This window comes from Streptomyces sp. NBC_00038 (genome assembly GCF_026343635.1).
Classification (GTDB): Bacteria; Actinomycetota; Actinomycetes; order Streptomycetales; family Streptomycetaceae; genus Streptomyces.
In genome coordinates this window covers 8,817,510-8,836,877 of sequence record NZ_JAPELQ010000001.1, presented here as the reverse complement: position 1 = coordinate 8,836,877, position 19,368 = coordinate 8,817,510, and the positions used below count along the sequence as shown (strand labels likewise).

Genomic DNA, 19,368 nt, shown 5'->3' with positions numbered 1-19,368 from the left:
TCCGCAACGGCAGGGCCACCGTCACGACGGTGGCCCTGCTTCGTGGTGCGGGACTCAGGTCAGGCGACGACCTTGCCCTCGTGCAGCTTGCGGATGTCGTTCGCGTCGTAGCCGAGGTCCGCGAGCACCTCGTCGGTGTGCTCGCCGAGCAGCGGCGCACCCTCGATCTCGGGCTTGAAGCCGGAGAACTTGATCGGGCTGCCCACGGTCAGGTAGGTGCCGCGCTCCTTCTGCTCGACCTCGACGATCGTGCCGCTCTTGCGCATGTCGGGGTCGGCGGCGAGCTCCTTCATGCTGAGCACCGGCGCGCAGGGCACCTCGAAGGTGCGCAGGATGTCGACCGCCTCGTACTTCGTCTTGTCGGCCAGCCACTTCTCGATCTCGGCGAAGATGTCCATGATGCGCGGCTGGCGGGCCAGAGCGGTGGTGTACTCCGGGTCCTCGGCCCACTCGGGATGCCCGATGACCTCGCAGGTGCGCACCCAGTTCTGCTCCTGGATCGTGAAGTAGATGTAGGCGTTGGGATCGGTCTCCCAGCCCTTGCACTTCAGGATCCAGCCCGGCTGGCCGCCGCCGCCGGCGTTGCCGCCACGGGGCACCGCGTCGCCGAACTCGCCGTTCGGGTACTGCGGGTACTCCTCCAGGTAGCCGATCTTCTCCAGGCGCTGCTGGTCACGGAGCTTGACCCGGGTCAGGTTGAGCACGGCGTCCTGCATGGACACCGATACCTTCTGGCCGAGGCCCGTCGCGTTGCGCTGGATGATCGCGGTCAGCAGGCCGATCATCAGGTGCATACCGCTGTTGCTGTCGCCGAGGGCCGAGCCGCTGATGGTGGGCGGACCGTCCCAGAAACCGGTGGTGGACGCGGCCCCGCCGGCGGCCTGGGCGACGTTCTCGTAGACCTTGAGGTCGTTCCACTTCGAGTCGTCGTTGAAGCCCTTGACCGAGCCGAAGATCAGCCGCGGGTTCAGCTCGTGGATGTAGTCCCAGCCGAGGCCCATGCGGTCCATGGCGCCCGGCGCGAAGTTCTCCACCAGGATGTCCGCCTCGCGGATCAGCTTCTCCATGACCTCCTTGCCCTCGGGGGCCTTGGTGTTGATGGCCAGCGAGCGCTTGTTGCTGTTCAGCATGGTGAAGTAGAGGGCGTCGAGGTCCGGGATGTCACGGAGCTGACGGCGCGTCACGTCGCCGCCGTTGATGCGCTCGACCTTGATGACGTCGGCGCCGAACCAGGCGAGCATCTGTGTACACGCGGGACCGGCCTGGACCCCGGTGAAGTCGATCACCTTGATTCCGGCGAGCGGCTTTTCACTCATGGTGTTTTCCTTCTCCTGAGAGCTCTCGCTTTTGCAAGAGGTGGCTGTGCGGGGGAAGTTGTTCGGGGATGGAGCGCTCGGGGTCGAGGCGCTCGGTGTCGAAGGGGTGGCTCACTTCTTCTTCGGCGTGATGTTGCCGACGGTGATGCCCTTGGGGTTGAGGTGCGCGATGTGGCCGCTCTCGGTGCCGGCCGAGGGGTCGATCACACAGTCGATGAGCGCCGGGCCGCCCGTGGCCAGCGCGTCGACGAGGGCCGCGGTGACCTCGGCGGGCGTGGTCGCGCGATAGCCCTTGCCGCCGAACGCCTCGATCATCAGGTCGTGGCGGGCCGAGAGCATCAGGGTGGTCGGCGACGGGGCGTCGTCGAGGGGGTTGACGTCGTCGCCGCGGTAGACGCCGCCGTTGTTCATGATCACGGTGACCACGGGCAGCTTGTAGCGGCAGATCGTCTCCAGCTCCATGCCGCTGAACCCGAAGGCGCTGTCGCCCTCCACCGCCACGACCGGCTCGCCGCTCTCGACGGCGGCGGCGATCGCGTACCCCATGCCGATGCCCATGACGCCCCAGGTGCCGCTGTCGAGGCGGTGGCGGGGTACGTGCATGTCGATCACGTTGCGCGCGATGTCCAGCGCGTTGGCGCCTTCGTTGACGATGTACGTCTCGGGGCGCTCGACCACGACGTCACGTACCGCCTTCAGCGCGCCCATGAACTGCATCGGGCTCGGGTCGGCCTTGAGGCGCTCCGCCATCTTGGCGACGTTCTGCGCCGAGCGCGCTCCCAGTTCCTCCCGCCAGGCGGCGGGGGCCGCGATCTGACCGGGTTTGGTCCGCTCGGCGATCGCGTCGAGCACCGACTCGATGTCCCCGACCAGCGGGGCCGCGATGGGCTGGTTGCTGTCCATCTCCTTGGGCTCGATGTCGATCTGGATGAACTTGGCGTCGGGGTTCCACGACGGCCCCTCGCCGTGGTTGAGCAGCCAGTTCAGGCGGGCGCCGACGAGCACCACGACATCGGCCTTCTTCAGTGCCAGCGAGCGGGCGGTGGCGGCCGACTGCGGGTGGTTGTCGGGCAGCAGGCCCTTGGCCATCGACATCGGTACGTACGGGATGCCGGTGGACTCGATGAAGTCGCGAACCTTGTCGTCCGCCTGCGCGTAGGCGGCGCCCTTGCCGAGCAGGACCAGCGGCCGCTGCGCCCCCGCCAGCAGCTCGATCGCCCGGTCCACCGCTTCCGGCGCGGGCAGTTGGCGCGGCGCCGGGTCGACGAGACGGCTGAGCGTCTTGGCACCGGCCTCCGCGTCCATGATGGACCCGAGGACCGCTGCCGGGATGTCGAGGTAGACACCGCCGGGACGCCCGGATATCGCGGTGCGTAGCGCTCGGGCGATACCGCGGCCGATGTCCTCGACCCGGCTCACGCGGTACGCGGCCTTCACGAACGGCTGCGCCGCGGCGAGTTGGTCCATCTCCTCGTAGTCGCCCTGTTTGAGGTCGACGAGGTGGCGCTCGCTGGAGCCTGAGATCTGGACCATCGGGAAACAGTTCGTGGTCGCGTTCGCCAGCGCCACAAGTCCGTTGAGGAAGCCCGGTGCGGACACCGTCAGCGCCACTCCGGGCTTCTTCGTGAGGTATCCGGCCGCCGCGGCCGCGTGTCCCGCGTTGCTCTCGTGGCGGAAGCCGATGTAACGGATGCCCTGTGCCTGCGCGAGGCGGGCCAAGTCGGTGATCGGGATGCCGACCACCCCGTAGATGGTGTCCACGTCGTTCAACTTGAGCGCGTCGACGACCAAGTGGTACCCGTCGGTGAGCTCGGTCGGAACGTCGGCGCTCGCCGGTGTCTCCACAGTTGAGGGGGCGGTCATGATCCGAGGTCCTCCTTGGGCAGGTCCTGCCAGTGCGGCTACTCCACTCACCTTCGTGAGCCGCGCTCCCCGCGTCCAAGACCCATCGACGACCAGCTGATAAACAGCATCTATCGATGGCGGGTGGAGAGCCCCCGACCTGCGGCGCAACCCCCTTGATAGACACCTGCTATCGGCCGGTCGCCAGTGCGTATTGGACGCGCACCGCACACGACCGCAGGCTCGCAGAGGACTGGTTCATCGGACGTGGCACGGGAGGTGGAGTCATGGCCGTTCCGGCGGCGGCATCCGTGCGCGACGCGGACCGGTACCGGCCACCCTCGGTCACGGGCCTCGCCGATCTCCTGGACCGGCACGTACACGAGCGTCCGCACGCCCGTGCCCTCGTCGTCACCGGGGACCGGGTACACCTGTCCTACCGCGCCCTCGCGGCCCTCGCCGACGAGGTGGCGGCCCGGCTCGGTGGCACGGGGCTGCGTCGCGGCGACGCGATCGGACTGCTCTGCGCCAACAACGCGGAGTTCGTCGTCGCGCTCCTGGGTGCGGCGCGGGCCGGTCTGGTGGTCGCCCCGCTGGACCCGACGCTGCCCGGGTCCCAGCTGTCCGCCCGGCTCGAAGCGCTGGGCGCGCAGGCGCTCCTGCTCGGTCCCTCGGTGGCCGACGCACCGCCGGCCGCCGAGGTCGCTCTCCCCACCTGGCCGATCCGCGTGATCGCCTCCCGCGCGGGGACGGCGGCGGTCGACCTCGACACCGGCGCGCGTGCGGTGCGCCGGGTGCGGGGCGCGGCCCCCGAACTCTCGGAGCAGGACGCCCTCGTCCTGTTCACGGCGGGCACCACCGCCCGCGCCAAGATGGTCCCGCTGACGCACGCCAACGTGGCCGCGTCCGTGCGGAGCATCTGCGCCACCTACGAGCTGGGGCCGGCCGACGCGACGGTCGCGGTGATGCCGTTCTTCCACGGCCACGGACTCTTCGCGGCGCTCCTGGCATCCCTGGCCAGTGGCGGATGCGTACTGCTGCCCGAGCGGGGACGGTTCTCGGCGCGCACGTTCTGGGACGACATGCATGCCGCGGGCGCCACCTGGTTCACCGCGGTCCCGACCATCCACGAGATCCTCCTGGACCGGGCGGAGACCGAGTACCCGGGCCCGCAGACCCCGCCGCTGAAGTTCGTCCGCAGTTGCAGCGCGCCTCTCAACACCGCCACGCAGCGGGCGCTGGAACGCACCTTCGGAGCGCCGCTGCTGTCCGCGTACGGGATGACCGAGTCCACGCACCAGGCCACCAGTGAGCCGCTGCCGCCAGGACCCCTGAAGCAGGGATCGGTCGGCCGGCCCACCGGAGTGGAGCTCCGCGTCGTCGACCCGAGCGGGCGGACATGTCCCGTCGGCACCGAGGGCGAGGTGTGGGTGCACGGTCCGACCGTCGCCCGCGGCTACCTCGGCGACCCCGGCGAGACGGCACGCGGTTTCGCCGATGGGTGGCTGCGCACCGGTGACCTCGGCCGCCTGGACAAGGACGGGTACCTGTCCCTCACCGGGCGCATCAAGAACCTCATCAACCGCGGCGGCGAGAAGATCTCGCCCGAGCATGTCGAGGACATCATCGCCGGGTGCCCCGGAGTCACCGAGGCGGCCGTGTTCGCCGTCCCCGACCCGGTCTACGGGCAGCGGGTCGCGGCCGCCGTGGTCGTACGCGAAGGCGAGAGCATCGGGTCCGAGCAGATCCTGCGGTACGCCCGTGACCGGCTGGCACCCTTCGAGGTTCCCGACCGGATCGAGCTCGTCGCCGCGCTGCCGCACACCGCCAAGGGAGCGCTGGACCGGCTGGCGGTGGAGGCCGAGTACGCCCCGTGAGGCGCCCGTCGTGCCGCACGGGCGGGCCCCCGGCTCAGCGCACGCGGTGCTCGGCCGGCAGCGGCTGGTTGAAGAAGTCGTCCAGCGCGAGCCCCGTCGCCGCGTTGACGAACGCCCGCGCCGCGACCGAACCGGGGGTCGCCGCGTGGATCGCCACCGACACCTGCGCCCCGGCCTCCGGGTCGACCAGGGGCAGCGCTCGCGTCCGGCCGATCACCGGCATCGCACGCAGCCACGCGTGCGGCACGATGCTCGCCCACTCACCGCCGCCGACGTGCGCGTAGAGGGAGGCGATCGAGTCCGTCTCCACCTGCGGGGTCACCACGAAACCCTTGTCCGCGAAGACGCTGTCGATGATCTGGCGGATCCTCATGTCGGGGGTCAGCAGCGCGAGCGGCAGCTGGGCCGCGTCCGCCCAGGTCATGGTGGAGGTGGTCTGGGAGGTCAGCTGGTCGGCGGAGATCAGGAGCATGTACCGCTCCTGATACAGGGGGACGACCTGCAGTCCTTCCTGGTCACCGGGGTCGAAGTGGGCGATCGCCACGTCCAGCTCGAAGTCCCGCAGCTGGCGGTGGAGTTCCTTGGTCGACAGCCGGGACCGGACCTGCACCTTGGCCAGCGGGTGGGCCGCGCAGAACGCAGCCACGGGAAGCGCCAGGGTCGTCGACGCCGTGGGGTCCGTGCCCAGCCGCAGGGTTCCGGTGATGCCGGACTGTACGGCGGCCACCTCGGCCTTGAACGCGTCCTGCTCGGCGAGGATCCGCTTGGCCCACACGACGAGCCGTTCGCCCTCCGGGGTGAGGCCCTGGTAGTTGTGCCCGCGGTTGATCAGCGTGACGTTCAGCTCGCGCTCCAGCTTGGCGATCGCCGCCGAGAGCGCGGGCTGTGAGACGTAGCAGGATTCCGCCGCCCGGGCGAAGTGCCTCTCCCTGGCCACCGCTACGAAGTACTCCAGCTGACGGAACAGCATGAACGACTCCTCGCTGGTGCCATGTGATCGGCCAAGCCTACCCAGCCTGGCTGGTCACGCCTGTTGTCAGCCCCGTTGCCGGCTCCGTTGTCCGCCCCGCTGCCCGTGCTGCTGTCAGCTCCGCTGCCCGCCCCGCGCCAGCAGATCGGTCGCGGCGTGGACCGCGCGCAGTGTGGGTGCGTCGGCGCCGGAGATGTCGGCCATCTCCACCACCGCGGTCACGATGGCGTCGAGCTCCAGCTGCTTGCCGGCCTCCAGGTCCTGGAGCATCGAGGTCTTGTGGTGCCCCACTCCTTCGGCACCGCGCAGCCGCTTCTCGATGGAGATGTCGGGCGTGCTGCCGACCCTGGACGCGATGTCGAGGGTCTCCTCCATGAGAAGGGTGACCAGCCGCCGGGTGGGAGGGTGCCGGCAGATGTCGGCCATCGTCGCCCGGGTGAGCGCGCTGATCGGGTTGAAGGCGACATTGCCCATCAGCTTGATCCAGATGTCGTCGCGCAGATTGGGCTCCACCGGGCTCTTCAGCCCGCCCGCGACCATGGCCTCGCTCAGGGCCGTGCACCGGTCGGAGACTCCGCCCGCCGGCTCCCCGATGGAGAACCTGGTGCCCTCCAGGTGCCGGATCACCCCGGGGGCCTCGATGACCGTGGCGGGGTAGACCACACAGCCGATGGCCCGCTCCGGCGGCAGCACCCGGCTGGTCGCGCCGTCCGGGTCGACCGCCTCGATGCGCCGGCCTTCGTAGGGACCGGCGAGTTTGTGGAAGTACCACCACGGAACGCCGTTCTGACCGGCCACCACCGCGGTCCGGTCGCCGAGCAGCGGGGCGACCAGCGATCCGCTGGAGGGGTAGGAGTGCGCCTTCAGCCCCAGGAACACATAGTCCACGGGGCCGATCTCGGCCGGGTCGTCCGTGGCATGGGGATGTGCCACGAAGTCGCCGCGCGGGCTGTTCACCCGGACCCCGTGGGCCCGTATCGCCTTCAGATGCTCACCGCGTGCGATCAGGTGGACCTCGGCGCCACCGCGGTGCAGTGCCGCTCCGACATAGGCGCCGATCGCACCGGCTCCGAGAACGGCGATTTTCATGGCGGCTCCTCTTCGAAGGGGTCGTGATAAATACTGTATGCAGTATCCTCACTGGATGTACAGTCTCGTGCCACAGAGCCAAGGGGGCAGCTCGTGCTGATCGATACGCATGGCCGGATCGCCACCGATCTACGGGTCTCACTGACCGACCGGTGCAATCTGCGGTGCACGTACTGCATGCCGGAGGAGGGCCTGCGGTGGCTGCCCAAGCCGGAGCTGCTCACGGACGACGAGATCGTGCGCATGGTCTCGATCGCGGTGACCGAGCTGGGCGTCACCGAGGTGCGCTTCACCGGTGGCGAGCCCCTGCTCCGCCCGGGCCTGGTGGGCATCGTCGAGCGCTGCGCCGCCCTGGACCCGCGCCCCAGGATCTCCCTCACCACCAACGGCATCGGCCTGGCCCGCACCGCCGGGGCGCTGCGCACCGCCGGGCTCGACCGGGTCAACGTCTCCCTCGACACCCTGAACCCGGAGGTCTTCCGCACCCTCACCCGCCGCGACCGGCACCACGACGTCATCGCGGGCCTCACCGCCGCCCACGACGCGGGCCTCACCCCGGTCAAGGTCAACACGGTCCTGATGCGCGGCGTCAACGACGGCGAGGCCGCCGACCTGCTCGACTGGGCCCTCCGCCACGGCTACGAGCTGCGGTTCATCGAGCAGATGCCGCTCGACGCCCAGCACGGCTGGCAGCGCGAGGACATGGTCACCGCCGCCGAGATCATCGAGCGGCTCTCGGCCCGTTTCGCCCTCACCCCCGAGCCCTCGGCCGTACGCGGCTCCGCGCCCGCCGAACGCTGGCTGGTCGACGGCGGACCCGGCCGGGTCGGAGTGATCGCCTCCGTCACCCGACCGTTCTGCCGTGCCTGCGACCGCACCCGGCTCACCGCCGACGGGCAGGTCCGCGACTGTCTGTTCGCCCGCGAGGAGTCCGACCTGCGTGCTGTTCTGCGTGCCGGTGCGCCGGACCGGGAGATCGCCGACAGCTGGCGCGCCGCGATGTGGGGCAAGAAGGCAGGCTCCGGCCTCGACGACCCGTCCTTCCTCCAGCCTCAGCGCCCGATGTCCGCGATCGGCGGCTGAGAGCCTTTTCCGACCACCGGGCCCGGGGCCGGCGACCCTGGGGCTCGCGGTCGGCTGACTCGCGACCGGCAAGCCGACGACCAGCGGGCACACGACCGGCAGACACCCGGCTGGCAAGCTCGCCACCGGCCGGCATGCGGCCGACAGGCACGCGGCCGGTGGGCCGCACCGGCCTCGAGCGCCGGTGCGGCCCGCCGGTCATCGCAGCAGCCGGACCGCGGCCACCACCACCGGGTCGAGCCCGTCCGCTCCGGCGTCGACGAACTCGTACAGCCGGTTGCGCATGCGCGGGTCCCAGAACTTGCCGATGTGTCCCGCGATCGCCTCGGCGGCCGCATCACCCGGCAGGTGCACATGGTTCGCCGCGATCTGGTTCGCCATCCTGGACTCCGGTGCCACCCCGCCCGCCATCTCAGTCCACCACCGTGACGAGTCGGTCGTCCTCGACGACTTCCGTGCCGCTCTGCCCGAGCGGATGCGCGAGGCCGACCTGTACGGCGGTCACCTTGTACTCCGGGCAGTTGGTCGCCCAGTCGGAGTTCTCCGTGGTCACCACGTTCGCGCCGGTCACCGGGTGGTGGAACGTGGTGTAGACGACGCCGGCCGGCATCCGGTCGGAGATCTCCGCGTGCAGCGTCGTCTTCCCGACCCGGCTGGCCAGCGTCACCAGGTCACCGTCCTTGATGCCGCGGGTCTCCGCGTCGTGCGGGTGCAGTTCCAGGATGTCCTCGGGGTGCCAGGCGACATTGCCGGTACGGCGGGTCTGCGCGCCCACGTTGTACTGGCTGAGGATGCGGCCCGTAGTCAGGACCAGCGGGAAGCGCCGGGTGCTGCGCTCGTCGGTCGGCACGTAGTTGGTGACCACGAACTTGCCCTTGCCGCGCACGAATTCGTCGATGTGCATGACCGGAGTGCCCTCCGGAGCCGACTCGTTGCACGGCCACTGGACGCTGCCGAGCTTGTCGAGGACCTCGAAGGAGACGCCGGTGAAGGTCGGCGTGACCGAGGCGATCTCGTCCATGATCTGGCTCGGGTGGTCGTAGGACATGGTGTAGCCCATCGCGGTGGCGATCTCGCTGATGATCTGCCACTCGTGCTTGCCCGTCTTCGGCTTCATCACCGCGCGCACCCGGTTGATCCGGCGCTCCGCGTTGGTGAAGGTGCCGTCCTTCTCCAGGAAGGACGCCCCGGGCAGGAAGACGTGCGCGAACTTGGCCGTCTCGTTGAGGAACAGGTCCTGTACGACGACCAGTTCCATCGCTTCGAGGGCGGCGGTGACGTGCTTGAGGTTCGGGTCGGACTGGGCGATGTCCTCGCCGTGCACGAACAGGCCCCGGAAGGTGCCGTCGATCGCGGCGTCGAACATGTTGGGGATGCGGAGTCCGGGCTCGGCCAGGAGCGTGCCGCCCCAGAGCTTCTCGAAGACCTCGCGCACGGCGTCGTCGGAGACGTGCCGGTAGCCGGGCAGTTCGTGCGGGAAGGAGCCCATGTCGCAGGAGCCCTGCACGTTGTTCTGACCGCGCAGCGGGTTGATGCCGACACCGTCACGGCCGACGTTGCCGCACGCCATCGCGAGGTTGGCCATTCCCATGACCATGGTCGAGCCCTGGCTGTGCTCGGTGACGCCGAGGCCGTAGTAGATGGCCCCGTTGGGCGCCGCCGCGTACAGCCGGGCGGCGGCCCGCAGTTCCTCGGACGGTACGCCGCTGATCTCCTCGGTCGCCTCCGGGCTGTTCTCCGGACGGGCGACGAACTCGGCCCACTCGGCGAACCCTTCGCAGCGCTGCGCCACGAAGGCCAGGTCGGCCAGGCCCTCGGTGACCACGACGTGCGCCATGGCGTTGACGACGGCGACGTTCGTGCTCGGCTTGAGCTGGAGGTGGTGCGCGGCCTCGATGTGCGGCGAGCGCACCAGGTCGATACGGCGCGGGTCGACCACGATGAGCTCGGCGCCCTCGCGCAGCCGGCGCTTCATCCGGGAGGCGAACACCGGGTGCCCGTCGGTGGGGTTGGCCCCGATCACCATGATGACGTCGGCCTCGGCGACCGAGCGGAAGTCCTGGGTGCCGGCGGACTCGCCGAAGGTCTGCTTGAGTCCGTATCCCGTCGGGGAGTGGCAGACCCGGGCGCAGGTGTCGATGTTGTTGTTGCCGAAGGCCGCGCGGACCATCTTCTGTACGACGTAGACCTCTTCGTTGGTGCAGCGTGACGAGGAGATGGCGCCGATCGAACTCGGCCCGTACCGGCCCTGGAGTTCGCGCATCTTGGTGGCGACGGTGCCGATGGCCTCTTCCCACTCGACCTCGCGCCACGGGTCGGTGATCTTCTCGCGGACCATGGGCTTGAGCATGCGGTCGGGGTGCGAGGCGTAGCCGAAGGCGAAGCGGCCCTTCACGCAGGAGTGGCCCTCGTTGGCGCCGCCGTCCTTGTGGGGCACCATCCGGACCAGTTCGTCGCCGCGCAGCTCCGCCTTGAAGGAGCAGCCGACACCGCAGTACGCGCAGGTGGTGATCACCGACCGGGTGGGCATGCCGAGGTCGACGACCGACTTCTCCTGGAGCGTCGAGGTCGGGCAGGCCTGCACGCAGGCACCGCAGGAGACGCACTCGGAGTCCATGAAGGTCTCGCCGGCGCCCGCCGACACCTTGGACTCGAAGCCGCGGCCCTCGATGGTCAGCGCGAACGTGCCCTGTACCTCGCCGCAGGCCCGCACGCAGCGGGAGCAGGTGATGCACTTGGACGGGTCGAAGTCGAAGTACGGGTTGGAGGTGTCCTTCTCGGCGTCGAGGTGGTTCTCGCCCTCGTAGCCGTACCGCACCTGCCGCAGCCCGACCACGCCCGCCATGTCCTGCAATTCGCAGTCGCCGTTGGCCGGGCAGGTGAGGCAGTCCAGCGGATGGTCGGAGATGTAGAGCTCCATGACGCCCTGGCGGAGCTTCTCCACCTTCGGCGTCTGGGTCCTCACCTGCATCCCGTCGGCGCACGGCGTGGTGCAGGACGCCGGGGTGCCCCGCCGGCCGTCGATCTCCACCACGCACAGCCGGCAGGAGCCGAAGGGTTCAAGGCTGTCGGTGGCGCACAGTTTGGGTATGTCGATCCCGGCCTGCGCTGCGGCGCGCATCACCGAGGTGCCCTCGGGCACGGTCACCGGCATCCCGTCGACCTCCACCGAGACGGTCGCCTCGCCGGGCCTCTCCGGGGTGCCGAAGTCGGGTTCCTTGAGCAGTGTCATGCCGTGCCCTCCGTCCTCGTGCCGGTCGTGGTTACGGGTTGGATCTCCAGGCGTCGACGGCCGCCGAGGAAGTCGTCGGGGAAATGCGTGATGGCGCTGCGTACGGGCATCGGTGTCAGGCCGCCCATCGCGCAGAGCGAGCCATCGGTCATCAGGTCGCAGAGGTCTTCGAGCAACGCCAGGTTCTCGTCCCGGTGTTCACCGGCCACGATCTTGTCGATCACCTCGACACCGCGCACCGAACCGACCCTGCACGGCGTGCACTTGCCGCAGGACTCCTCGGCGCAGAACTCCATCGCGAAGCGCGCCTGCGCGGCCATGTCGACGCTGTCGTCGAACACCACCAGGCCGCCGTGGCCGACCATCGCGCCGGCCGCCGCGAACGCCTCGTAGTCCATCGGCAGATCGAACATCGTCGTCGGCAGATAGGCGCCGAGCGGGCCGCCGACCTGCACCGTGCGCACCGGGCGCCCGGAGAACGTGCCGCCGCCGTAGTCCTCGACGAGTTCGCGCAGGGTGACGCCGAACGCGGTCTCCACGATGCCGCCGTGCGCGATGTTGCCGCCGAGCTGGAACACCTGGGTGCCGCGGGAGCGTTCGACGCCTAGTTCCTGGTAGGCCTTCGCGCCGTCCGCGAGGACGACGGGGACGGTGGCCAGCGTGAGGACGTTGTTCACGACGGTCGGTTTGCCGAACAGGCCCTCGATGGCGGGGATCGGCGGCTTCGCGCGGACGGTGCCGCGCTTGCCCTCCAGGCTTTCCAGCATGGAGGTCTCCTCGCCGCAGATGTACGCGCCGGCGCCGACCCGGACATGCAGGTCGAAGTCGAGCGCGGAGCCGAGGATGCCCTTGCCGAGCCAGCCGTGTTCGCGGGCGATGCCGATCGCCGCACGCATCGTGGCCACCGCGTCGGGATATTCCGAGCGGATGTAGAGGTACCCCTCGCTCGCACCGACCGCGTGCGCGGCGATCGTCATGCCCTCGATGAGCATGAACGGGTCGCCCTCCATGACCATCCGGTCGGCGAAGGTCCCGCTGTCGCCCTCGTCCGCGTTGCAGCAGACGAACTTGAGCGCGTCCGTGCAGCCGAGCACGGTCTTCCACTTGATGCCGGCGGGGAATCCCGCGCCGCCGCGGCCGCGCAGTCCGGAGTCGGTGACCTCCGTGACCACGTCCTCGGGGGCGAGCGCCAGGGCCGCGTGCAGCCCCGCCAGCCCACCGTGCTCCACATAGTCCTCGGTCGACAGGGGGTCGGTGACGCCGATTCTGGCGAAGGTGACGCGGTTCTGGCGGGCCAGCCAGGGCAGTTCGTCCACCAGGCCGAGCCGCAGGGGATGGTCGGCGCCGTCCAGCAGGCCAGCGGCGAGGAGTCCCTCCACGTCCGCGGGGGCCACCGGTCCGTAACCGACCCGGCCCTGCGGGGTCACCACCTCGACCAGCGGCTCCAGCCAGAGCATGCCGCGCGATCCGTTCCGTACGATCTCGATGTCGAAGTCACCTCCGACGGCGGCCAGTTGGAGGGCGTCCGCGACCTCGTCCGCGCCGACGGACCTGGCCGCCGAGTCGCGGGGGACGTAGACCTTCGCCGTGGCCTGCGAAGTGTTGTTCACGATGACACCGTCCCGTTGAGGATCGCGCCCAGACCGGCCGGGCTCACTCGTCCATGCAGTCGGCCGTTCACCTCCACCGCCGGACCCAGAGCGCAGTTGCCGAGGCAGAAGACCTGCTCCACGGTCACCGCGCCGTCCGCCGTCGTCTCCCCCAGGGACAGTCCGGCCTCGCGGGCGTAGCCCACCAGGCTGTTGGCACCCAGGGCCTGGCAGGCCTCGGCACGGCAGATCCGTACCGTGGTGCGACCGGCGGGCTCGCGGCGGAAGTCGTGGTAGAAGGTCACCACTCCGTGGACGTCCGCACGGGAGAGGTTGAACTCGTCGGCGAGTACCGGTATCGCCTCCTGCGGCACATGGCCCAACTCGGCCTGAACGGCGTGCAGTACGGGCAGCAGTGCACCCCGCTCCCCCCGGTGGCGGGCCGCCACCCTCCGCACCACGTGCTCGACCGTCACGTCACTCCCGCTGGTCGTCATGATCGCTCTCCAAGAGCCGATAGCGATGCTTGCAGGGGACTGAGACAATACCCCATACAGGCTTCTGTATACAGAACTCAGCCGTACTCAGCCACACCCAGTGCCATTCCGCCACGGGGTCGCGGACGCCATCTTGCATACCAAAACCTGTATGCTGAGGCCCGCCGTCGGCAACCCTCTCGGCGGCCACCACTTGGCAAAGCCGTCGGCCCCACAGGCCCGGTGGCAGAACGGGGCTCCCATGCGCGAGGCACTCACGGCCGCTGCGTCCCGGCGCGTCACCCGCCCGGCACCGCTGCGCCAGGCCGTCTACGACGCGCTGACCGAACTGATCGTCAGCGGCTCGCTCAAGCCCGGCCAGCATCTCGTCGAGGCCGAACTCGCCGAACACCTCGGTGTCAGCCGCCAGCCGGTCCGCGAAGCGCTGCAGCGGCTCCAGACGAACGGCTGGGTCGACCTCCGTCCCGCCCAGGGCGCGTTCGTGCACTCCCCCACCGAGGAGGAGGCCGCCCAGCTGCTCAGCGTCCGCGCGGTCCTGGAGACCTACTCGGCCCAGCTCGCCGCCGAGAACGCGAAGCCCGAGGACGTCGTACGGCTCTGGGAGTTGCAGGAGGAGGGCGTCGAAGCGCTCGCCGCGGGCGATGTCGAACGCCTGGTCGCCGCCAACACCGCGCTGCATGCCTTCGTCACCTCCGTCGCCGACAACGCCGTACTGTCCGAGTTGATCTCGCTGGTGGGCCAGAAGGTGCGCTGGTACTACACGCCGATCGCCCAGCCCCGCGGCAAGGAGGCCTGGAACGAGCACTCGCAGCTCATCAAGGCCATCGCCAAGGGAGACCCGGACCGCGCGAGCGAGATCATGCGCAAGCACACCGAACGCACCACCGACTTCTACCGCAAGCAGATCGCCGCCGGGGCCACCCAGAACTAGGACCTGTCCGGGCTGCCCCACGGCCGGGTTCAGGACGCCGCGAGGGAATCGGCGGCGCGGCGGGCGGACCGGAGCGAGACATCGGCCACCGCCGGGTGGACCGCCTCCGCGCCGACGGCCGCCTGGAGTTCGAGCAGCCACGGCAGGACCGTGCGCAGCACGATGTCGAGCCCTCCGCCGTCCCCGCCGAGCATCGCGTCGGCGGGAACCAGCACCGGATCGGCGAACACGGTGGACGTCGCGCTGCCGTGCGGCCCTCCCCCGTCCGGCCTGGCCGGCACGAACAGGTCCGGGGCGTGCGCCGGAACCACCCAGAGGGTCAGGCCGTCCGCCGCGGTGAGCGGCCGGGAGGACCAGACATAGCTGTCGGCCTCCCCCGCCGCCACCACCTGGTGTTTGCGGGCACGAAGCGCGACCACGTCACCGGAGCGCGCGGCGGTGGAGCGTGACGCCCAGAACTCCCCCTGTACACCCTCTTCGGCGGGGTCGTCCTCGGCGAGCGCAAGGCTGCCGAGATGGCGTCCGGCGGCGATCTCGCCGCGGATCCAGGCGCTGCCGTACGACTCCAGGACGGCGACCGCCGCGTAGTGGGACTGGAGCACGGCCGCGGTCGCCGGGCAGATACGGGCGATCCGAGCGACCACCTCGGCGGCTTCCGGCAGGCCCGTCCCGAGGCCGCCGAATTCCGTGGAGACGGTGAGCCCCAGCAGCCCGGCGCGGCCGAGGGCCGTCACGGAGGCGCGGGGAAACTTCGCCCGCGCGCCGGTCGCTTCGGCGGTCGGCACGATGACGGTCCTCAGGACTTCAGAGAGAGCGGTGCGGTACGACACGGGGTGACCCCCTCCTCGGGAGCGCAGCTCTGCTGTGCGGCGCACATGATTGCATACAGTATTCTGCATCCGGTTGGATGCGCCAGAGGTGAGGAGGGGGCAATTGGCGAGGGGGAGGCGATTTCCGCGATTTCGCGTCACGGGCGGCACTCAGAGTGGCTATTGCATACTACAGTCAGTATCCCGGAGCCAGAGGCTTCGGGACAGCAGTCCAACGAGGGGGAGGGTTCCATGCCCGACACGCCCACCGTGGCAGCCCGCGGCCCGATCGCCCGGCCCGCTCCGCTGCGTCAGGCCGTCTACGACGCCCTGACCGACCTGATCATCAACGGCACCCTCAAGCCGGGCCAGCACCTAGTCGAGGCCGAGCTCGCCGACCATCTCGGCGTCAGCCGCCAGCCCATACGTGAAGCGCTCCAACGGCTGCACACCACCGGCTGGGTCGATCTGCGGCCCGCCCAGGGCGCGTTCGTCCACTCCCCCACACCGGAGGAGTGCGCCCAGCTCCTCAGCGTCCGGGGCGTGCTCGAAACCCACTCCGCGCGCGGCGCCGCGGAACACGCCACACCCCACGACGTCGACCGCCTGTGGGAGCTGCAGCAGGTGGGGCTCACCGCCCTCGCGGCCGGTGACGCGCGCGCCATCGTCGAGGCCAACGCCGCCCTGCACGGCCACATCACGCACCTGTCCCGCAACGCGGTCCTGGCGGAGCTCATCCCCCAGGTCGACCGGCGCGTGCGCTGGTACTACATGCCCATCGCCAAGCCCCGCGGCACGGACGCCTGGAACGAACACGCCCAGATCATCCGGGCGATCGCCGACGGAGATCCCGAGCGTGCCGAACAGCTCATGCGCCGGCACACCCGGAACACCGCCGACTTCTACTGCGAGCAGATCGCCGCGGTGACCGCCCGGCACATCCGCTGACCGGGGCGGGAGCGGCTCAGTACCCCGGGTCGATCTCCCGCAGCAGGCCCGTCGACACATCGAAGACGAAGCCCCGCACATCGTCGGTGTGCGGCAGGAACGGTGACGTCCGCACCCGCTGCATCGACTGCCGTACGTCCTGATCGACGTCCCGGAAGGCCTCGACCGCCCAGGCCGGCCGCTGCCCGACCTCCATCTCCAGCTCGATCCGGAAGTCCTCGGTCAGGCTCTGCAGACCGCAGCCGGTGTGGTGGATGAGGATGACGCTGCGGGTGCCGAGGGCGCGCTGACTGATCGTCAGGGAGCGGATCGTGTCGTCGGTGACCACTCCGCCCGCGTTGCGGACGGTGTGACAGTCGCCGAGTTCCAGGCCGAGCGCGGCGTGCAGGTCGATCCGGGCGTCCATGCACGCCACGACGGCGACGCGCAGAACGGGACTGGCGCCCATACCGGGGTCGACGAATCCGGCGGCGTAGGCGCGATTGGCTTCAAGGAGCCGGTCGGTGACCGTCCCGCTGAGACGGGTTGCTGGTGTCAACATGCTGGGCTACCTCACTCCGGTCGAACGCCTGAGAAAGAGGATCTACACACGTGATCCGGCGGATCTGTATACGGTATGAAGTAGCCAGTATTCGTAATCGTGCGGCCCCTTGTCCAGAGTGCGTACAAGGGACGCACTCTGGACTGGGGTGCTGTCTCAGGCGACGGCCGCGGGTTCGAGGCGGACGACGACACCCTTCGACGTAGGGGTGTTGCTGATGTCGGCCACGCTGTCCAGCGGCACCAGGACGTTGGTCTCGGGGTAGTACGCCGCGGCGGAACCGGGAGTGGTCGGATAGGCGACCACCCGGAACTTCTCCGCCCGGCGTTCCACACCGTCGCGCCACACGCTCACCAGGTCCACCTCGCTGCGGTCGGCGAGCCCGAGCGCCTCCAGGTCGACGGGGTTCACCAGGACCACGCGGCGCCCGTTGTGGATGCCCCGGTAGCGGTCGTTCATGGCGTACGGGATGGTGTTCCACTGGTCGTGCGAGCGCAGCGTCTGGAGCAGCAGATGCCCCGCGGGTGCGCTCAGCATCTCGAAGTCGTTGCAGGTGAAGACGGCCTTGCCGCTCGGGGTCGGGAACACCCCGGAGTTCACCGGGTTGGGCAGCCGGAAGCCGCCCGGCCGGTCGACCCGGATGCTGAAGTCGTCGAAGCCCGGGACGACCCGGGAGATCCGGTCCCGGATCGTGCCGTAGTCCGCCTCGAACTTCTCCCAGGGGATGGACGGTTCGTCGCCCAGGGTCCGCCGGGCCAGCCGCGAGATGATCGCCACCTCGCTGAGCAGGTGCGGTGAGGCCGGGTGCAGGCGGCCCCGGGAGGCGTGGACCTCGCTCATGGAGTCCTCGACGGTGATGAACTGCTCGCCGCCCGCCTGGATGTCCCGGTCGCTGCGGCCCAGGGTGGGCAGGATCAGCGCGGTCTCGCCGCAGACGGTGTGGGAGCGGTTGAGCTTGGTGGAGATGTGCGCGGTGAGACGGCACCGTCGCATCGCCCGCTCGGTGACGTCGCTGTCGGGCGTGGCCCTGATGAAGTTTCCGGCGACCCCGACGAAGACCTTGGCCTCGCCGTCGCGCATGGCCCGGATGGCGTTCACCGAGTCCAGGCCGTGCGCGGTGGGCGGGGCGAAGCCGAACTCGCGCTCCAGGGCGTCCAGGAAGCTCTGCGGCATCCGCTCCCAGATGCCCATGGTCCGGTCGCCCTGCACATTGCTGTGGCCGCGCACGGGGCAGACGCCCGCTCCGGGTTTGCCGATGTTGCCGCGCAGCATGAGGAAGTTGACGACCTCGCGGATGGTGGGGACGGCGTGCTTCTGCTGGGTGAGACCCATCGCCCAGCAGACGATGATGTTCTCCGCGCCGAGGACCCGCTCCCCTACCTCTTCGATCTCCTCGCGGGTCAGCCCCGTGGCGTCGAGGATGTCGTCCCAGTTGGCCTTGCGGGCCTGCGCGGCGAACGCCTCGAAGCCGATCGTGGAGACGTCGATGAATCCGTGGTCCAGAACCGTTCCGGGATTCGCCTCCTCCGCCTCCAGGATCAGCAGGTTCAGCGCCTGGAAGAGGGCGAGGTCGCCGCCGGGCCGGATCTGCAGGAACTGATCTGCGATTGCGGTGCCCCGGCCGACGATTCCGCGGGCCTTCTGCGGATGCTTGAACCGCATGAGGCCGGCCTCGGGCAGCGGGTTCACGGCGACGATGTGGCCGCCGTTGAGCTTGGTCTCCTCCAGCGCCGAGAGCATCCGCGGGTGGTTGGTGCCCGGGTTCTGGCCCACCACGAAGACGAGGTCGGAGTGGTGGATGTCGTCCAGGCTCACGCTGCCCTTGCCGATGCCCAATGTCTCCCCGAGTGCCGAACCACTGGACTCGTGGCACATGTTGCTGCAGTCGGGCAGGTTGTTCGTACCGAAGGCACGGGCGAAGAGCTGGAGGAGGAAAGCGGCCTCGTTGTTGAGCCGGCCCGAGGTGTAGAAGAGGGCTTCGTCGGGCGAGTCGAGCAGGCGCAGTTCCTCGGCGAGCAGGCCGAGCGCCTCGTCCCAGCCGATCGGCTCGTAGTGGTCCGAGCCGGGCCGCTTGACCATGGGTTCGGTCAGCCTGCCCTGCTGGTTGAGCCAGTAGTCGGACTTCTGGCCCAGCTCGGACACCGGGTGTTCCCGGAAGAAGTCGGCGGTGACGCGGCGTGAGGTCGCCTCGTCGTTGATGTGCTTGGCGCCGTTCTCGCAGTACTCGTTCTTGGCCCGGTGGCCCGGCGCGGGTTCCGGCCAGGCGCAGCCGGGGCAGTCGAAGCCCTTGGTCTGGTTGATGTTCAGCAGGGTCAGCGCCGTGCGCCGGACCGAGGTCTGGCCCAGCGAGTACTGGATCGCGTGCGTCACGGCGGGCAGTCCGGTCGCCCAGGTCTTGGGCGGGGTGACTTCCAGACGGTCTTCCGGGTCCTCGATGGTGCTCATGATCTGGCCTGTGCCTTTCTGCCGCTCCCGCGCGCACGACAAATCCAGCGCCGCGGCGGGAACCGAACTCCCGCTCGTGATCAGCTTCGGCCAGGCCTTGAGAAGTAGTCAAAGAGAGAACAACTTCTACGCGATAGAAGCCGTCTATCAAGCGTTCGGAACCCCCTTTGACCTGCCCCGACGACGGTCGCCGGGTGGA

15 protein-coding genes are annotated in these 19,368 nt (G+C 69.7%); 4 read left to right on the top strand and 11 right to left on the bottom strand.

The window, feature by feature from the left end:
- Positions 1-59 precede the first annotated feature (59 nt).
- Both frc and oxc read right to left on the bottom strand, forming a co-directional pair.
- Positions 60-1,316, bottom strand: a complete 1,257-nt coding sequence (gene frc, locus OG219_RS39615) for a formyl-CoA transferase (RefSeq protein ID WP_266834950.1) — start codon at positions 1,314-1,316, stop codon at positions 60-62.
- A 111-nt stretch (positions 1,317-1,427) separates the two neighbouring features.
- On the bottom strand, positions 1,428-3,179 hold the full coding sequence (gene oxc / locus OG219_RS39610) for an oxalyl-CoA decarboxylase (RefSeq protein WP_266834948.1): 1,752 nt from the start codon (positions 3,177-3,179) through the stop codon (positions 1,428-1,430).
- A 266-nt stretch (positions 3,180-3,445) separates the two neighbouring features.
- On the opposite strand from oxc, the gene OG219_RS39605 reads away from it, so the two are divergent.
- Complete coding sequence (locus tag OG219_RS39605) at positions 3,446-5,035, top strand: FadD7 family fatty acid--CoA ligase (protein ID WP_266834945.1); 1,590 nt, start codon at positions 3,446-3,448, stop codon at positions 5,033-5,035.
- A gap of 34 nt (positions 5,036-5,069) precedes the next feature.
- Here the strand turns inward: OG219_RS39605 and OG219_RS39600 are convergent, their stop codons facing one another.
- Both OG219_RS39600 and OG219_RS39595 read right to left on the bottom strand, forming a co-directional pair.
- Entirely contained in the window at positions 5,070-6,005 is a 936-nt protein-coding gene (locus tag OG219_RS39600) for a LysR family transcriptional regulator (protein WP_266834943.1), read from the bottom strand.
- 114 nt (positions 6,006-6,119) lie between these two features.
- Positions 6,120-7,094 carry a 2-dehydropantoate 2-reductase gene (locus OG219_RS39595; RefSeq protein ID WP_266834941.1) on the bottom strand — a complete coding sequence of 325 codons (975 nt, stop codon included), beginning with the start codon at positions 7,092-7,094 and terminating at the stop codon, positions 6,120-6,122.
- Between the two features lie 93 nt (positions 7,095-7,187).
- Here OG219_RS39595 and moaA point away from each other — a divergent pair, with 93 nt between their 5' ends.
- Positions 7,188-8,177, top strand: coding sequence for a GTP 3',8-cyclase MoaA (moaA, locus tag OG219_RS39590; RefSeq protein ID WP_266834939.1), 990 nt, complete (start codon positions 7,188-7,190; stop codon positions 8,175-8,177).
- A 198-nt stretch (positions 8,178-8,375) separates the two neighbouring features.
- Here moaA and OG219_RS39585 read toward each other — a convergent pair whose 3' ends face one another.
- From OG219_RS39585 to OG219_RS39570, 4 genes are read right to left on the bottom strand one after another with little or no spacing between them, the layout of a single operon-like run.
- On the bottom strand, positions 8,376-8,558 hold the full coding sequence (locus tag OG219_RS39585) for a formate dehydrogenase subunit delta (protein WP_266473163.1): 183 nt from the start codon (positions 8,556-8,558) through the stop codon (positions 8,376-8,378).
- 31 nt (positions 8,559-8,589) lie between these two features.
- Positions 8,590-11,409 carry a formate dehydrogenase subunit alpha gene (fdhF, locus tag OG219_RS39580; RefSeq protein ID WP_266834936.1) on the bottom strand — a complete coding sequence of 940 codons (2,820 nt, stop codon included), beginning with the start codon at positions 11,407-11,409 and terminating at the stop codon, positions 8,590-8,592.
- Positions 11,406-13,019, bottom strand: coding sequence for an NADH-quinone oxidoreductase subunit NuoF (locus OG219_RS39575; protein ID WP_266834934.1), 1,614 nt, complete (start codon positions 13,017-13,019; stop codon positions 11,406-11,408). The genes fdhF and OG219_RS39575 overlap by 4 nt, the downstream gene beginning before the upstream one ends.
- Positions 13,016-13,495: an NAD(P)H-dependent oxidoreductase subunit E gene (locus OG219_RS39570; protein WP_266473166.1), complete on the bottom strand. Its 480-nt coding sequence runs from the start codon at positions 13,493-13,495 to the stop codon at positions 13,016-13,018. Before OG219_RS39570 ends, OG219_RS39575 begins: the two co-directional genes overlap by 4 nt.
- 241 nt (positions 13,496-13,736) lie before the next feature.
- Here OG219_RS39570 and OG219_RS39565 point away from each other — a divergent pair, with 241 nt between their 5' ends.
- Complete coding sequence (locus OG219_RS39565; RefSeq protein WP_266834932.1) at positions 13,737-14,426, top strand: GntR family transcriptional regulator; 690 nt, start codon at positions 13,737-13,739, stop codon at positions 14,424-14,426.
- A gap of 29 nt (positions 14,427-14,455) precedes the next feature.
- On the opposite strand, the gene OG219_RS39560 is transcribed toward OG219_RS39565, so the two are convergent.
- Complete coding sequence (locus OG219_RS39560) at positions 14,456-15,256, bottom strand: acyl-CoA dehydrogenase family protein (RefSeq protein WP_266834930.1); 801 nt, start codon at positions 15,254-15,256, stop codon at positions 14,456-14,458.
- A gap of 231 nt (positions 15,257-15,487) precedes the next feature.
- On the opposite strand from OG219_RS39560, the gene OG219_RS39555 reads away from it, so the two are divergent.
- Complete coding sequence (locus OG219_RS39555) at positions 15,488-16,183, top strand: GntR family transcriptional regulator (RefSeq protein ID WP_266834928.1); 696 nt, start codon at positions 15,488-15,490, stop codon at positions 16,181-16,183.
- Between the two features lie 16 nt (positions 16,184-16,199).
- Here the strand turns inward: OG219_RS39555 and OG219_RS39550 are convergent, their stop codons facing one another.
- Both OG219_RS39550 and OG219_RS39545 read right to left on the bottom strand, forming a co-directional pair.
- Positions 16,200-16,724 (bottom strand): carbonic anhydrase, encoded by a 525-nt coding sequence (locus OG219_RS39550; protein WP_266834926.1) that lies wholly within the window; start codon positions 16,722-16,724, stop codon positions 16,200-16,202.
- A 156-nt stretch (positions 16,725-16,880) separates the two neighbouring features.
- Positions 16,881-19,169 (bottom strand): FdhF/YdeP family oxidoreductase, encoded by a 2,289-nt coding sequence (locus tag OG219_RS39545; RefSeq protein ID WP_266834924.1) that lies wholly within the window; start codon positions 19,167-19,169, stop codon positions 16,881-16,883.
- Positions 19,170-19,368: the final 199 nt, after the last annotated feature.

Bases quoted from the DNA above. Each gene is read 5' to 3' on its own strand.
- OG219_RS39565 (WP_266834932.1), top strand. From the start codon at position 13,737: ATGCGCGAGGCACTCACGGCCGCTGCGTCCCGGCGCGTCACCCGCCCG.
- OG219_RS39605 (WP_266834945.1), top strand. From the start codon at position 3,446: ATGGCCGTTCCGGCGGCGGCATCCGTGCGCGACGCGGACCGGTACCGG.
- fdhF (WP_266834936.1), bottom strand. From the start codon at position 11,409: ATGACACTGCTCAAGGAACCCGACTTCGGCACCCCGGAGAGGCCCGGC.
- OG219_RS39550 (WP_266834926.1), bottom strand. From the start codon at position 16,724: ATGTTGACACCAGCAACCCGTCTCAGCGGGACGGTCACCGACCGGCTC.
- OG219_RS39555 (WP_266834928.1), top strand. From the start codon at position 15,488: ATGCCCGACACGCCCACCGTGGCAGCCCGCGGCCCGATCGCCCGGCCC.
- OG219_RS39570 (WP_266473166.1), bottom strand. From the start codon at position 13,495: ATGACGACCAGCGGGAGTGACGTGACGGTCGAGCACGTGGTGCGGAGG.
- OG219_RS39595 (WP_266834941.1), bottom strand. From the start codon at position 7,094: ATGAAAATCGCCGTTCTCGGAGCCGGTGCGATCGGCGCCTATGTCGGA.
- OG219_RS39600 (WP_266834943.1), bottom strand. From the start codon at position 6,005: ATGCTGTTCCGTCAGCTGGAGTACTTCGTAGCGGTGGCCAGGGAGAGG.
- frc (WP_266834950.1), bottom strand. From the start codon at position 1,316: ATGAGTGAAAAGCCGCTCGCCGGAATCAAGGTGATCGACTTCACCGGG.
- oxc (WP_266834948.1), bottom strand. From the start codon at position 3,179: ATGACCGCCCCCTCAACTGTGGAGACACCGGCGAGCGCCGACGTTCCG.
- OG219_RS39545 (WP_266834924.1), bottom strand. From the start codon at position 19,169: ATGAGCACCATCGAGGACCCGGAAGACCGTCTGGAAGTCACCCCGCCC.
- OG219_RS39585 (WP_266473163.1), bottom strand. From the start codon at position 8,558: ATGGCGAACCAGATCGCGGCGAACCATGTGCACCTGCCGGGTGATGCG.